We start from the raw sequence: 15,841 nt of genomic DNA on the forward strand, positions 1-15,841 counted from the left end.
GACGTGCGGCGTACGACAACACGCGCATTCGCCTGTCTTTATTAAACCTTTTGTTCAAGAGCCCGCTGCCATGCTGAACGGACGCGACCCGCGCATCGATTTTTTTCGGGGCCTGGCGTTGATCTTCATTTTCTGGGATCACGTCCCCCACAACCCCCTCGGCCAGATCACCCTGCGAAACTTTGGTTTCAGCGATGCGGCGGAGGTGTTCGTGTTCCTCGCCGGTTACGCCGCCGTCCTGGCTTACGGCAAGATTCTGCAACGTGATGGCTATTGGATTGCCTCGCTGAAAATCCTGCGCCGCACCTGGGTGCTGTACGTGGTGCATATCTTCCTGTTGGCAATGCTGATGGGCATTGTGTTCTTCGCCAACAGCCACGTGGAAACCCGCGACCTCGTCGAAGAGATGGGCCTGACGCATTTCGTCACCCACCCACAGCAAGCGCTGACCGACGAATTGCTGTTGCGCTTCAAACCCAACCTGATGGACCCGCTGCCGCTGTACATCGTGCTGCTCGCTGGCTTGCCGCTGGTACTGCCGCTGATGATGCGCAAGACCGGGCTGGTGGTGGCCCTCTCTGCCACCATGTATTTTCTCGCGCCGTGGATGGGCTGGAACCTGCGGGCAATTGCCGACGGCGTGTGGTACTTCAACCCGGTGACCTGGCAATTCCTGTTTGTGCTGGGAGGCGCTGCTGCGCTGTACAGCGGGCGTGAACGCCCTGTCGAAACACGGCCTCTGCGTCACCAGCCGCTGTTTGTCGCAGCGGCGATTTACGCCGTGATGGCCGGCGTGCTGACCCTGTCGTGGCGCTGGCCTGAGATCCACGATGCGCTGATGCCCTCGGTGATCAGCGACCTGATCTACCCCATCAGCAAGACCGACTTGTCCCCCTTGCGCCTGCTGCACTTCCTCGCACTCGCCTACGTCACCGCCAAGCTGTTACCGGGCCGAGGCTGGACCGAAAACGCGTTGGCGCAACACGTTTGCCGTATGGGCCGTTATTCGTTGGAAGTGTTTTGCCTGGGCGTCGTGCTCGCGCCGCTGGCCGATATGGTCAACGCCCTGGCCGGGGATGCCGTGGCGATGCAACTGCTGACGGCCATGATCGGCGCCGCCTTGATGGTGATGCTTGCGCTGTGGCTGGAGTTCAACAAGCGCCTGGACCAGTCGCTCAAGTCGAGCGCAGGAGGAAGGCCCGCTGTGCGCAGCGAGCCTTCCCGCGTATCAGGCTGAACGCACCTGTGCCGAGGTCGCGCCGTTCGGCTGCAGCTTGAACACGTAGAACAACACGGTCAGCAACACCAGGAACGCCGGACCCACATACAGCGCCACACGGGTGTCCGGGAAGTACGCCATCAGGCCGACGACCAGCACCAGGAAGGCCAGGGCCAGGTAGGAACTGACCGGGTACAGCCACATACGGTACTTGAGCCCTGCCTGCTCGGCCGGGCTCAAGCCTTTGCGGAATTTGAGCTGGGCCAGCAGGATCATCAGCCAGGTCCAGATCGCACCGAAGGTGGCAATGGACGTCACCCAGACGAACACCTGGTCCGGCACCAGGTAGTTGAGCAACACGCCCAGCAGCAGCGCGAAGATCGACAACAGCAGCGCCTTGCGTGGCACACCGTTGCTGGAGGTCTTGGCGAAGGTGGCCGGGGCCTGGCCGTTCTGCGCCAGGCTGTACAGCATGCGCCCGGTGCTGAAGATGCCGCCGTTGCAGGAGGACAGCGCGGCGGTGATCACCACGAAGTTGATGATGCCTGCGGCGGTCTTGATGCCCAGGCGCTCGAAGGTCATCACGAACGGGCTGCCCTGGGTGCCGATTTCATTCCACGGGTAGATCGACAGGATCACGAACAGCGCGCCCACGTAGAACAACAGGATGCGCCAGAACACCGAGCCAATCGCGCTCGGAATAGTCTTCTGCGGGTTGCGCGCTTCACCGGCGGTGAGGCCGATCATTTCCACGCCCAGGTAGGCGAACATCACCATCTGCAAGGACATCAACACACCCTGCACACCGTTGGGCATGAAGCCGCCATGGCTCCACAGGTTGGAAATGCCCAGCGCCACGCCGTCGTTGCCAAAGCCGAACGCAATGATGCCGACACCGCCGATGACCATCGCAATGATGGTGACGATCTTGATCAGCGCGAACCAGAATTCGAACTCACCAAAGGCCTTTACCGCGATGAGGTTGATGGTGCCCATGCTGATCAGTGCCGCCAGGGCCCAGATCCAGCGCGGCGTGTCGGGGAACCACACGCCCATGTACACCGCCACGGCGGTGATCTCGGCCACACAGGTCACCAACCACAGGAACCAGTAGTTCCAGCCGGTGAGAAAGCCCGCCAACGGGCCAAGGTAGTCTTGTGCATAACGGCTGAACGAGCCTGCCACCGGGTTGTGCACGGCCATTTCGCCGAGGGCGCGCATGATCACCAGGATCGCCAGGCCACCAATGATGTAGGAGAGCATGATGGCGGGGCCGGCCATCTCGATAGCCTTGGCCGAACCGAGGAACAGGCCGACACCGATACAGGCGCCTAGGGCCATGAGGCGAATATGGCGTTCACCAAGTTCGCGTTTGAGCGGGCCGCCTTGAGCGGTCTCGCCATGGGGCAGTGGGTTGCCGACGGGCATAAGGGTACAACCTCATCTTGTTATTGGATTGTCCGTTGAGTTTCCAGGGCGCAGGCCGGTAAGCCTGTGCCCTTGCCGAAACCGGGGCCGCCTCTTAGGCAGGCCCTTCTTGCCGGGCAAGATCAGCGGGGCGAGCAGTATAAAAAGCCCAGGTCAGGGTCTTTCACTATAAAAGCGAGGCAATTTAGGGCAATCGCTCGCCTAAATGCAATTTAACAGGAGCATCTATCCTGCCTGGCGCGACAAAACGTCACGCAGCGCACCGAACGGCGTAGCTATCAGGAGATTCTGGCCGGGAAAATACATTTCCCTCACAGGCAGCCCTCAGCGACTACGCTTCTAACAAGTCCGATCAATCTGCGTGTAGGGATCAATCGACTATGGGCGCACTGTGGCAAACCGATTCGACCAAGGCTGCGAAAGTACAAGGCAGTCCGGACACAGCGCCTTTACCCAAAAATAAACCCAGGCCCCGCTACGGCCGTCGGCTGTTCTGGCTGATCGTGTTGATGGGGTTGATTGCCCTGGGCTTCGCCACCGCCAAAGAGATGCGCACCTCGCGTCTGCAAGCCCAGGAACTCAGCCGCCTGGCCCGCGACCTCACCTACCAGGTAAAACCCGGCGCCAGCGACGCCATGGTCTATCCGGGCGCCGGCCCGTTCGACCGGCGCCTGGGCTACAGCGACCTGGGTACGTTCCTGCCGCGTCTGCTCAAACGTGGTTATGTCATCCAGGCCCAGTCACGTTTCTCCCCGGAACTGATGGACTACAGCGCCAAGGGCCTGTTTGTGCCCTATGCAGAAAAAATCCAGGCCGGGCTGTCGATCACCGATTGCCGCGCGGTGCCGCTCTACCAATACAACTACCCACAACAGCTCTACGACAGTTTCGCCGCCATCCCGCCACTGGTGGTCAGCAGCCTTTTGTTTATTGAAAACCGCGACCTGCTCGACCCCGCCCAACCCCAGGCCAACCCTGCGGTGGACTGGCCACGCTTTGCCAAAGCCGCCTGGTCACAAATCGCCAAGCTGCTGCACCTGCCCGGCCAGAGTACCGGTGGCAGCACCCTGGCGACTCAGTTGGAAAAGTATCGCCACTCACCGGACGGCCTCACGGTTTCAGGCAGCGAAAAACTGCGGCAGATGTTTTCCGCCGCCGTGCGCGCCTACCACGACGGCCCCGATACGCTGCCCGCCCGCAAGAACATCCTGCGCGATTACCTCAACAGCGTGCCGCTGTCGGCGGTGCCCGGGCATGGCGAAGTGCATGGCATGGCCGAGGGTTTGCGGGTGTGGTACGGCGCCGATTTCAACCAGGTCAACCAGGCGCTGCGCGGGCCGGTGAACGCCGAACAGGGCCTGGCCTTGCGCCAAGTGTTGTCGTTGATCATCGCTCAGCGTCGCCCCTCCCATTACCTGGCCAAGGGTCGCGATGAACTGGCGCAGCTCACCGACAGCCACCTGCGCCTGCTGGCCCAGAATGGCGTGATCACACCGGCGCTGTTAAAGGCCGCGCTGGCGAGTAAAGTCACCTACCGCGACTGGGTGCAGCAACCCACGGTGCAGCCCGTCGAAACCAACAAAGGCATCAGTGTGGCCCGCAGCCGCTTGGCCGCCTTGCTCGACCGACCGCTGTACGACCTCGACCGCCTGGACCTGTCCGCTACCACCACCTTGCAAGCGCAGTTGCAGGGCCAGGTCAGCGACTACCTCAAGCACCTGGCCGACCCCGACTACGCGCGCCAGCTCGGCCTGCTCGGCGAGCGCTTGCTCACCCCGGCCAGCACCGCCCAGGTCCGCTACAGCTTCACGCTCTTCGAGCTGACGCCAGACGGTTCACGGGTGCGCGTGCAAACCGACAACACCGACCAGCCCTTCGACATCAACGAAGGCAGCAAGCTGGAACTGGGCTCCACCGCCAAGCTGCGGGTGCTCACCACCTACCTGCAAATCATCAGCGAGCTGCACGACAAGCACGCCGCCAAAGCGCCCGCCGAGCTAAGAAAAGTCCCGGTGGACGAACAAGACCGCCTCAGCCGATGGGCCCTGGACTACCTGATCCAGACGCCGGACAAATCGCTCGCAAAAATGCTCGACGCCGCCCTCGACCGTACTTACTCAGCCAGCCCCGGCGAGAGTTTCTTTACCGGTGGCGGCCTGCACCACTTCCATAACTTCCGCAGCCAGGACAACGGCCGCAGCCCCACACTGCGCGACGCGTTGCGCGAGTCGATCAACCTGCCCTTCATCCGCCTGATGCGCGACCTGGTGCGCTACGTGACCTACTCCGGCGAGAACAACAGTGCCGAGTTGCTCAAGGACGACAACGACCCGCGCCGCCAGGAATACCTCGCCGGTTTTGCTGACCGTGAAGGCACCACCTTCCTGAGCAAGTTCTGGAAGAAGTACCAGAAGAAGGACACCCAGGCGCGCCTCGAAACCTTCCTCGACAGCCTGCGCCCTACACCGATCCGCCTGGCTGCCGTGCACCGCTACCTGCTGCCCAACGCCAGCCAGGAGAGCTTCAACCTGTTCGTGCGCTCGCACTTGAACGGGGTCAAAACCAACGAAAAGCTCACCGATGAGCGCCTGGAAAAGCTTTATAAAAACTACGGCCCCGGTACCTATGACTTGCCCGACCAAGGCTACATCGCCAAAGTCCATCCGCTGGATTTGTGGCTGCTCGGCTACCTGCTCAATCACCCCGACGCGACCTTCAGCGAGGTGGTCAAAGCCAGCCAGTTCGAACGCCAAGAGGTTTACAGTTGGTTGTTCAAGAGCCGCCATCAGAGCGCCCGTGACAGCCGAATCCGCACCATGCTGGAGATCGAGGCGTTCCTGGATATCCACCAACGCTGGCGGGCGGTTGGCTATCCGTTCGATCATCTGGTGCCGTCCCTTGCCACAGCCATCGGCAGTTCCGGCGACCGCCCGGCAGCGTTGGCCGAACTGATGGGCATCATCCTCAACGACGGTGTGCGCCCAAAAGTGCTGCGCATCGACACCCTGCGCTTTGCCGCCGATACACCTTATGAAACCCAAGTCGTCAACGACCCGGCACCGGGCAAGCAAGTGATTCCGGTAGAGGTGGCCCGGGCCTTGCGTGGTGCCTTATCCCAAGTGGTGGACGCCGGTACCGCCAAGCGCGTGGCCGGCAGTTTCAAGCTGGCCGACGGCACACCACTGGCCATGGGCGGTAAAACCGGTACCGGGGACAACCGCATCGAGGCCATCGGCGCCGGTGGGCGCATCCTCAGTTCCAAATCCATCAACCGTACCGCCACCTTTGTGTTCTACCTGGGCGAACACCATTTCGGCACATTGACGGCGTTCGTCCCCGGTCAATCGGCCGAGCATTTCACCTTCACCTCGGCATTGCCGGTGCAGGTGCTCAAGGGCATGGCCCCCATCCTGATGCCGTACCTGCAACCCGGCGACCACACCTTGTGCACGCCATCAGTCGACGCTGAAAAACAAGCGCCGGGCCAGGGCCAATCCGATCTGCGCGCGGCGGATCTGTAAGGTCTGCACCGCACGGCCGCCCTGACCACTGCGCATTTGCGCAAATGCCAAGGCTTCGGCCTGCGCCTGGGCCTGTCGGCCGAGGCGCTCCTGCTCGGGGCTCTTGAGGTGGGCGGCGGTGAAATGATCATCCGGACCTTCACGCCGGGCGTAATGAAAATGCGCAAAACACACCGGCTTTGCGCTGTGCACGTCGTTGACTGCGTACACCTGCAGATAGTCGTCGCGCCGGCCCTTCAGCGCCACCCGTGGCCCTTTGCGAACAATGCGGACTTCACCCTGGCTGTGCAGGAACGCCACATCCTCCTGGCTGACGGGCCGCAACAGAGTGGCGCGAATGCGTGCGTTCAAGCCGGCTTGCTCCAACTTGGCCACTGCGGCGCGAAGCTGGGTTTCGGCGGCCCGCGCATTGGCCTGCTGCACGGCGGCCAGGCGCGTACCACCCGATTCACGCAACTTGCGCGCGATCGCATCGGCGGCCCAGGTCCGGCTGCGCGCCTCAGCCTGGAGCAACTCTTGAAGCGACGCCGGATCGTTAGCCCGTTCGACCATGCCTTCAACCCGGGAAATGGCTTTGTCCACGTCGTGCAACAACACCCCGGACTTTTTCATCAGTGCCCCCAGTTCGGGGTCCGGGCGCAAGGGTGCGGGGTTGACGCGCTGATCCCAGATGCCGTCATCGGCTTCGGTGAACGTACCGATCACACCACCCTCTGCGTCATGCACCTGTACCGTCTGCACGGTCATGGGTTCCGGGCTCAGGCGCGCGACCAAGAGGTCACGATTACGCGTACGAATGATCTTGCCACCGCGACCAGCAGCTGCAGGTGCCTTGACCACGGACGATTCGCTGGCGTCAGGTTGCAACAGCGACTCCAACTGCGTCTGCACTTGCCGGTGCAGAGTGGCCAGCAATTCCTGCAGTTGTTGCAGATAATCAAGATCAAATTTTTCAGGTTCCATGGCACGCCAGAATTCGATGCGGTCATCGGTCTGCGCAAAAACGTGGTCAATGCTGTCGAGCAGCTCGACGCGTTCGGTAGACCCGGCACTCAATTGCGGTAGATCGGCAAAGGCGCGGCTGGCCCACCGGGCGCGGTCAACCGTGGCACTCAGGTTCGCGTAGAAATCGTCCTCCAGAAACGGGCTTGGCACATCGATGGCAATGCCCCACAACGTAGTCAGTTGCAGGGATTGCAGGTCTGCTACCGATGGACGCACGGGCATGACGTTGGCCAACGCCTGGGCTTTGTCCCGGCCGACGCGCGGCACCCCACGCAGTTCCTCAAGGTAGCGCTGCTCCAGCATGCGCCAACGAATGGCGCTGTCGTGGATCGCCGCCAGCTCACGCATGCCCTTTTTCAGTTCCGTATGGCCAGATGCCTGTGGGTCGGTTTGCAACGTTTCCAGCAGTGGCCGCAGGCGCTCATTACCCTCTTGCAATTGCCTGCGCACCATCGCATCCAGTAACTGCGTGGTCAGCACGGTCGACTCCAACACCTCGCTCAACTCCTCCTCATAACGCGGCCTGGGCGCCAGCTCGCGCAATTGTCGTAACAAGTGCAACTCGTCCTGGCAAAACTGCAGCTTTTCCGTCAATGCCTTGAAATAACGGGACTTGAGCTGGCTACGTTGGCGTTCATCCACCACGCCCTCAGGCCCGTTGACCAGGCTGCGTGCGACTTCCAGGCTGGCTTGGGCGCGCGCGCGATCACGCCGAGCCTGTTGGTAGTGCTGTTCCAACTGCGGGCGCTGGTCGGCGGTCACTTGCGCAGCCCTATCACTGGCGCCACCGCTCAAGCGCAGTTGCAGGTCCAGATCCCAGCGGCCCTGGCCAAGGTGCTTGAGCCAGGGCCCGGGACGGCTGCCATCAGCACTGATGACCCTGACCCGCCCGCGCTCCACCCTTACCCGGAACTGCTGGCCACGGACCAGCGCCTGCCATTGGTTTGCACTGTGCAACAAACCTTGCCAGGGCCCGGAGGTTTCGGCGCCAGGCAACAACGCCGGCCAGGGCTCGGCGAAGGTTTTCACACTCAAGGCCCGCAGCCGCGCTGCAAGCTCCGGGGTCAGGGTATGACGTGCATTGGCCCACCCTGCCGGGGCGGTGAACTGCGCGGGTGGCGGGATGCGAACAGGCGGCAACGGCGCCGGCTCGACAGCCGCCAAGGAGCCGAAAGCAACATGTTCCAGTTCGAGGGGGTGCTGCGCATCATGGGGCGCTGCCTGGTGCGCAATGACGACCATCAGGTTGGCCAGCAGGTCGACCAACGCGGCATTTCTTGCCTGAGGGTCAGCATTGTGCAGCCCCGCCATGTCCTGCTGCGCGCTGTCGATCAGTTGCACCAGCCACGCAGCCAACATCAGCGGCCCGCTTAGCAAAGGCTGCACGATGCCAAACAGCAGCCACCCCAACTGTTTGAAACCGGCCCAGCGTTGCTCGGTATTCGAGAGGGTTTGCCGGTCCGCCAGGGTCACCAGCGCCCGGGCCATGGCGCTGAACAACTGCGCGGCGGGGTCCGCCTCGGCCACCCGTTTGCTCAAGCGCGCAGGAGCAGGTTTTTCATAGGTGGCAAACTCATCGCCCGCCAGGAAATGCCGGATATGCGGCTCGCGAAAGCCCCCATTGGCGTACACCGCTTGACGCCTAGGTTCCAACCAAGTCAACACGCTGTCCTGCAAGGGGCCTGGACGCGCGATAGCATCGAGCAGGTCGGGCAGCGACGCGTATTGCTGCAACACCGGGGTGTACAGCGGGCGATACAGCACATGGGGACCAGCCTCGCCATCGGCAGGACCGAAGATGAACATATTGGCCACCTCGTCGGCGCCGGCCTCGGCAGAGGCCTTGAACGCCAGTGGCCACACCGTCATCGTTTGCCCATCGACTTGACGCTGCGTCTCGCCGGTTTGCAGTGCCGTCTGTACGCGGCGCACACCCGAGTGGGTCAGCCCATGCTCGCCCTTGAGGTGTGCCTCCAGCGCCAGCATCGGCAGCTGGATACGCACCTGCTCGCTGAACAACCTCCGACGCCTGGCCGCTTGTTCTGCGTCCTCCACCAGCTGCTTTTTCAGCAACGCCGGGTAGTGCTGGCCGATATCGACGTGGTTCACGCACGCCTCGAGCCACTCATACGTCAGCCATGTGGGTGCCGCGTTGCCGTTGAGGGTGATGGTCTTGAGCGTGGCGTTGAACCCGCCGAGGCGTTCCAGGGCCAGCTCGGTCAGGCTGACATCAAGGGTTTGCACTTCTCCGGCAACAAATCCTCCCGGTACAGGCACAGCAGCAGCGATCACCCGGCTGAAGGTCAACCGGATATCACCGGGAGCGAGCTTGCCGGCCTGGGGGTGCCTGGCCAGGCACGCCCCCAAGCGCTCATCGGCATAGGCTTGCAAGGTGGGAATACCCTCAAGAAAATCCAGTGCGCCACTGTGCTGCCTGGCCAGCACCGAGGCCTGGAGCAGTTGCGCGCACAGCACGGCATCCTCCTGCGGTGCCTGTGCCAGCCATAACGGCAACTGTTCGAACAGGCGTTGCTGGCGCGTATTCAGGCTCGGCACAAACCAGCGCCGGCTGTCGGTGATGATGTCCAACATGGCCCGGTAATCGTGCGCCGTACGCGGCAACCGGGTGTCGATATGGGCGATCTCCAGCAACTGGCGCTCCAGGTAACTGGCAGCCAGCGCATCGAACGGATCACCTTGTACGGGCAGGGCAAACCATTGCCCGCCCGCCTCGCCAAGCAAGGGGCTGGTGTAGGCCGGCAACAGCGCCTGGACCTGATCCGGGTTGTCCAGCAGGTGAAGACCGCTGGCGGGGCTGAACAGCAGGGGGTGCCCGTCTTTGGGGGTAAACAGCAGCAGCGGCAAACTGTGTACGGATTGCCCTTGACGCAGATGCAGAGTCTGCACGGTCAGCGTCTGGCTTTGGGCACTCCACTCACGCGTGGGACGGCGTGCATGCAATTGCGCTTTGGGAAAAAGCTCGGCAAACCGAGCCTGACTCATTCCAGGACGGGCAGGCGAATCGTATAGCATGGCCAGCAACTGATCGGACACATAGCCCCATCGCGTCATGTTCACTGGCAGCGATTCGCCCCACCAGGCTTGCAGGCGCCGCGAATAAAAATCTAGCAGTCTGGTACCACAGCGGTTGATCAGCACTTCCAACTCGGCGAGGCCGGGACCGGCCGGCTCATAGGTTTCTCGCACGCGTTGAACCACTTGGTGCACGCCCTCTTCCAACAACGTTGGCCGGGCCGCCGCCAAACGTTCCAACAGCAGTTCGGGCAAAGAACGATAGGGCTCGCCATCAGTGGCCAGGTAGATCCGGGCGGCGTTATACCTGTGTTCACCGAAGTGTACTTGCAGGCAGGCATCAGCACTGTCCTGCGCGACCGCCAACAACGACGGTCGCGGACTCAGCAGGGTTTGAATCTGCTCGACATGCCGTTGGCGCAAGGAAGTTGGGCGGTTATCGGAAGCGGTCATCAGCAGGCTCTCGTCGGTTTCAAAACACCACGCTAGCCTCGCGCCAATCACGATTGGCACTACACAGTTAGCATGGCGCTTACCGCGTTTTCAGACGACGCTTAACTATGTAATTCAGATTACGCAGGTTGCCGACCTAACCTCCTGGCCTTGTTCTTTTTCAAGGTCTGCCGCCATGCTTGCCCCACCTGCGGACAAAGGTCCGCATCACTCACGGATACAGCAAAGTTTGCCCGCCTGGCTCAGTCAAACGTCTGTACACAGAGCCAAGGCGTTGCGCCAGGTCCCACCAGCGCTGTTCGTCAATCCCCCCGCCTCGCTCAAGACAGCCAACGCTCAGGCCTGGGCCAGGCAAAACTGCGTCGATCAGCGCCTCAAAAACCTGCAGGACGTGCATGCCTTTGCCGAGCCGCTGTTGGTCGGCGCCCTGAAAGCGAGGTATGGGTTGGACCTCGACGTGCGCGACACTCATCTATACCTGCATACCAGCAAGGGATGGCTGCTCAAAGGTAGCGTCAGCCGGACCGTGTCGCTGCTCGACGCAGCGCTGCACAACTTCGCACGCCACGAAACCTTCATTGATACCTCGTGTTACATCACCCGACCGGACACCCGCCGACACTTCAACATCCTGCCCCTGCACCGTCAGATGAGCATCCAGCAGTTCATTGTGCTGTGCCGCGAACTGGACCTGGGAACGCGCTACCAGCAACATCTGCGTGAACACCTGTTGCCCAGGGACTCGCACTTATTGCAGCGCCAGGTTATCGCCAGCCAGCAAGCGATGCTCAATGCTGCAGCCCATCTGGCGCTGCATCGGGGTGAAATCGATGCAACGGTATTTCACCTGGTGCAACGTACGCTCAAGGGTGAGCGTGGTGTAATGCAGTTCTATCGTTTGCAGATGCTCGATACGGTGCTGACCGGCATTCTGTTGATCGCCGCTGACCTGGATAGTGCCAAGCACCCCTCCCCTGTGATCGTCTACATCCCTCACGACCCGCAGACCCCGTTGAAGGCCTATGCCGATACACACGCCTTCATGCTCGCGCTCACCGCGCGCCTGCAAGATAACGACTACCGCACCTTCTTCAGCCAATTCGTCGATCAACAACAACGCGGGCGCTTTTTCAGCACCCTGGCGCAACGTTTGAGCCACATTCAATACCACCCGCGTAAGGACGTCATCGATATGCGCCCGCCGTGGCGCGACACCCCCATCGAAAAGCCGCAACTGGCATTTGCCGCCGTGCGTATCGACGGCGAGCTCTGGACCTTTCTCTACCAGCGCAGCCTCGACAAGATCCTCAATGACGGACGCGAACTGGCTGTCTCCACCGCCGACGCCGACAGCAAGGCACGCTGGGCCTGGTGGGACAACGTCAGCCAATTGCTCAGCGATATCCTCAACGCCGCCTTGCTGGTCGCCACACCCTTTGTGCCGTTGTTGGGTGAGGTCATGCTGGCGTACACCGCCTGGCAACTGCTCGACGAAGTGGTCGAAGGTGCCTTGGACCTGGCCGAGGGCCAGGCGCTGGAAGCAACCACCCACCTGTTGGATGTACTCAACGAAATGGCCCAACTGGCCGCGTTCGGCGTGGCCACGACGCTGGTGCCGTCGGCGTTCGTCAATCAGCTCAAGGTGATCGAAGTTCAGGGTCGCCAACGCCTGTGGCACCCCGACCCTGCCGTTTATGAGCAACACAATGTGCAGTTGGCGCCGCAATCTTTACCGGATGAAGAGGGGCTGCACCTGCACGAAGGGCGTCACCTTCTGCCGGTGGACGGTCGGTATTACAGGGTCGAACGTGACGAAGCCCGAGGCGGGCAATGCATAACGCACCCCACACGCGCCGATGCGTACGCGCCACCGATCCAACTGAACAGCACGCCCCGGGCCTGGACCGATCAGCGCCGTCTGCGTGAGCTGGGTCCTTTCAGCCGTGAACAACAGCAGCAGATCCTGGCTGCCAGTGGGTTGGATCACGACACCTTGCGCGCGATCCAGACCGATAACCCGCCAAGCCCGATACTGGCCGACACCCTCAAACGCACGCGATTGAACCAACAGGCCGGCGAACTGCCCATGCGCTTGCGCCAGGGCGAACCGGTAGACGACGACACTTACTGGAGCCCGCATCTGGCGCTCGAACTGCCCGGCTGGCCGGTCCAAGTGCAGATAGCCGTGTTTGAAAGCGCCGATCTCAGCGGCGTGCCCATGCGCTTCGGCGCTCAAGATGCGAGCCGTACCCTTGATATCAGTCGCCACGACTTGAACCAAGGCAAGTTGCCTGAGCGACTGGCGAGTACGCTTGCCCCACCAGAGCTGCACGCGCTGCTGGGCGAACTGCCCGTCGAGCGTCAGGCTTGCATTGAGGCCCTGCGCGAAAGACTTGCGCGACTGCTCACGCAGCGTCATGCCTCGGTGTTTGACTACCTCTATCGCCACAGTGAAAACGCCGGCAGCGAACTCGCCGCACGGGTGCGAGAGGTTTTCCCAGACCTCCCGGACAGCGTGGTGCAGCATGTCCTGAGCCTGGCGCGTCCGGACGAACGAGCGATTCTGGAGACCGAACGACGCTTGCCGCTGCGCTTGAAAAACATCGCCCGTGAACTGCATTTACAAACCCGCACCGCCCGCGGCGTGCAAGGGTTCCATACACCGTCGATGCTGGACGCCAACACCGAACAGATGGTGCTACGCATCCTGCAGCTGCACAGCAATGCACTGGCGCACACCCGCATCGAAGTGCGCCCGCACCATCCTCGAGCCACCGTACGCGCCAGCGCCGGGCCGGCAGACGCCCGTCACATGCAGGCGCTGGTCAGAACCGATGGGCACTACCAGCTCTACGCGCAACAACGCCCGCTATCAGCGCCCTACAGCGACTTCTTCGAGGCGGTACTGCACGCGTTACCCGCCGGCGAACGTGTGGCACTGGGCTTCGACGCTGAGCACTTCAAGGCCTGGGTGGCGGAACACCTGCGCACTCCGGAGCAACGGCGCACCGCGCTGGCCGGCGCCGAGACGGCCCCCACCCCTGCACGAGATACGCAGGTACTGCTGCAAAAACCCATGCTGCCGGTGCGCCAGTGGTTTTGCCAGTTGTTCCCCGAGTCCCTGGAAGAACGTGTGAAAAACCTGTACCCCCGCGCCTCACGCGCCGACATCGACGCCTGCCTGGGCAGCCTCGAAGACTTGCAATGGCTGGCGCGTTTTGAGGCCCGGGTGGTTGAAAAAGCCACGCTGCAACAGGACCTGAGCACCTGGATGAAGGCAACCGAACCTCACGATCAACCGGTTGACCGCCAACGACGCCTGAACCTGACCAAGGACTTGCTGTACGCCTGGGAGCAGAACATCAACCCACCCGCCGAAGGCTGCGGCCTTTTGTTCAATGGCATACGCCTGTCCGGCCTGTTGGGTAACCTGCGGTTGCAGGCAGACTTCAGCCATATCACGCACTTGGAGTTGATCAACGCCGACTTGCTGGACAGCGATACGCCCTTCCTCTCGCACTTCACCCAACTGCGTGGATTGAACCTGCAACGCAACCTGCTCACCCAACTGCCCCCGCAGATCGCACCGATGGCGTCACTGAGTCACTTGGACCTGAGCGGCAACCCCATCCATTGGGTTAGCCGCGACCTGGATCAACTGGGCAGCCTGCGCCCGTTGCAGTTTCTGTCCCTGGCTGACAATCGGGAACTCACCCGCGCACCGCCCATCGGCCGCTTGCCTGCGTTGCATTCGCTGATTTTGCGCAATACCGGCATCAATGACTGGCCCGACGGTTTGTTTGAACTGCCGCGCACCGCGCAATTCCTGCTCGACCTGCGTAATACCGCCATTGAACGCATCCCGCAGTTTCTGCCCTGGGCGCCCGAGGCCGAACTGATTGCGCAAGTCAGGCTGGACCGTAACCGCCTGACCCCGGAGGCCGAGAAGCAGTTGATCAGCTATCGCCTGGAAGCCGGGTTCGACCCCTATCGCAGCTACCCGCCCAAAGGCGATGCCGAGTTCTGGCTCAAGACCGAGCCACAGGCCCATCAGCCCTGGCTCGCCCAGCTTTGGGAGGAGGTCGAACACGAACACGGTTCCCAGGGGTTCTTCGAAGTCATCAAGAGCCTGGAGCCTCCAGAGTTCTTTGAAGTGCTGGACGATGCCCGGCTTTATCGACTCAATCGCAAAGCATTGACCAGCAAGGTCTGGCGCATGCTGCTGGCCATGCAACGGGACGAAACCTTGCGCTCACGTTTATTCACCCTGGCGGACAACCCGGTCACCTGTGCCGATGCCGGCGCCCATCTGTTCAACGCGATGGGCCTGGAAGTGCAACTGGCCGAGATCGGCGAACACCCGCACGGCCCATTGCACGACGTACAGCTGACGCAGCTGGCCCGGGGCAAGGCGCGCCTGGACCGTCTGAACCAGGTAGCCCGTGCCGACATCCGCCATCGCGTCACTCCGACAGACCGAGGCGGCCTGGGCCTGCGCTTCAATCACGAAGTGGTCGCTGGCCTGCCCGGCAGTGTCGACGAAGTGGAGGTGTACCTGGCATATCAGAGCGGGCTTCAGCGCCGGCTCGACTTGCCGTGGGTGTCCGAGCACATGACTTACCGGTTGACCTCGGGCGTTGGCGAGGCCCGTCTCAATGAAGCCTACGACGAGGTCACTGGCCTGGAAGCAGGTGATGGGCTGGCCGACGGCATGCTTGAACAGCCGTTCTGGGACACCTTCCTGCGCGAACGCCACGCCGACCTGTTCCAGGCCAGCCGCGAACGGGCCGAGGCGTTGATGGGCCCGTTGGACGACCTGATGTTCGCCCAGAACGCATGGGCCAGTGCCGAACCTGCAGAGCGCGAAATACTCGCGCCAGGCCTGCTCGCCCTGGCCGACACCCTCAAGGTCAGCCACGCCGACGTGTTGAGCGGCGCGCCGATGTCGGCACGCACCTACGAACACCTGCTCGCAGCAGGCTTCAGTGAAGACAGCCCCAGCGAGCAGACCCTGGCCCGTCGCTTGACCTGTCAATTTCTGGCGCGCCTGAGTGACTATGAAAGCGGGCACGGCACGCCGACGGAGGATAAATAATCGGGGCACCGTGACGTGGCATCGACCGTCGGTCAGAAACGTTTGTCATACTTTAAGATATATCTTACGTTATATCTAAACCCGCTC

At 62.1% G+C, this 15,841-nt stretch carries 5 protein-coding genes; 3 read left to right on the forward strand and 2 right to left on the reverse strand.

The window, feature by feature from the left end; translation table 11 throughout:
• The first annotated feature begins 70 nt into the window (after window positions 1-70).
• A complete protein-coding gene (locus tag HX792_RS04145; RefSeq protein WP_176994897.1) occupies window positions 71-1,237 on the forward strand; it encodes an OpgC family protein in 1,167 nt (388 codons plus the stop codon).
• On the opposite strand, the gene HX792_RS04150 is transcribed toward HX792_RS04145, so the two are convergent.
• Window positions 1,229-2,647 (reverse strand): amino acid permease, encoded by a 1,419-nt coding sequence (locus HX792_RS04150; protein ID WP_176994898.1) that lies wholly within the window; start codon window positions 2,645-2,647, stop codon window positions 1,229-1,231. The two genes, HX792_RS04145 and HX792_RS04150, sit on opposite strands and share 9 nt — an antisense overlap.
• Before the next feature lie 380 nt (window positions 2,648-3,027).
• On the opposite strand from HX792_RS04150, the gene HX792_RS04155 reads away from it, so the two are divergent.
• Window positions 3,028-6,168: a transglycosylase domain-containing protein gene (locus HX792_RS04155; RefSeq protein WP_176994899.1), complete on the forward strand. Its 3,141-nt coding sequence runs from the start codon at window positions 3,028-3,030 to the stop codon at window positions 6,166-6,168.
• Here the strand turns inward: HX792_RS04155 and HX792_RS04160 are convergent.
• Window positions 6,103-10,659, reverse strand: coding sequence for a hypothetical protein (locus HX792_RS04160; protein ID WP_176994900.1), 4,557 nt, complete (start codon window positions 10,657-10,659; stop codon window positions 6,103-6,105). The genes HX792_RS04155 and HX792_RS04160 overlap by 66 nt on opposite strands.
• 274 nt (window positions 10,660-10,933) lie before the next feature.
• On the opposite strand from HX792_RS04160, the gene HX792_RS04165 reads away from it, so the two are divergent.
• Window positions 10,934-15,754, forward strand: coding sequence for an NEL-type E3 ubiquitin ligase domain-containing protein (locus HX792_RS04165; protein ID WP_176994901.1), 4,821 nt, complete (start codon window positions 10,934-10,936; stop codon window positions 15,752-15,754).
• Window positions 15,755-15,841: the final 87 nt, after the last annotated feature.

The sequence above is a fragment of the Pseudomonas sp. B6002 genome, from assembly GCF_013385985.1.
Classification (GTDB): Bacteria; Pseudomonadota; Gammaproteobacteria; order Pseudomonadales; family Pseudomonadaceae; genus Aquipseudomonas.

Bases quoted from the DNA above. Each gene is read 5' to 3' on its own strand.
- HX792_RS04145 (WP_176994897.1), top strand. From the start codon at position 71: ATGCTGAACGGACGCGACCCGCGCATCGATTTTTTTCGGGGCCTGGCG.
- HX792_RS04150 (WP_176994898.1), bottom strand. From the start codon at position 2,647: ATGCCCGTCGGCAACCCACTGCCCCATGGCGAGACCGCTCAAGGCGGC.
- HX792_RS04155 (WP_176994899.1), top strand. From the start codon at position 3,028: ATGGGCGCACTGTGGCAAACCGATTCGACCAAGGCTGCGAAAGTACAA.
- HX792_RS04160 (WP_176994900.1), bottom strand. From the start codon at position 10,659: ATGACCGCTTCCGATAACCGCCCAACTTCCTTGCGCCAACGGCATGTC.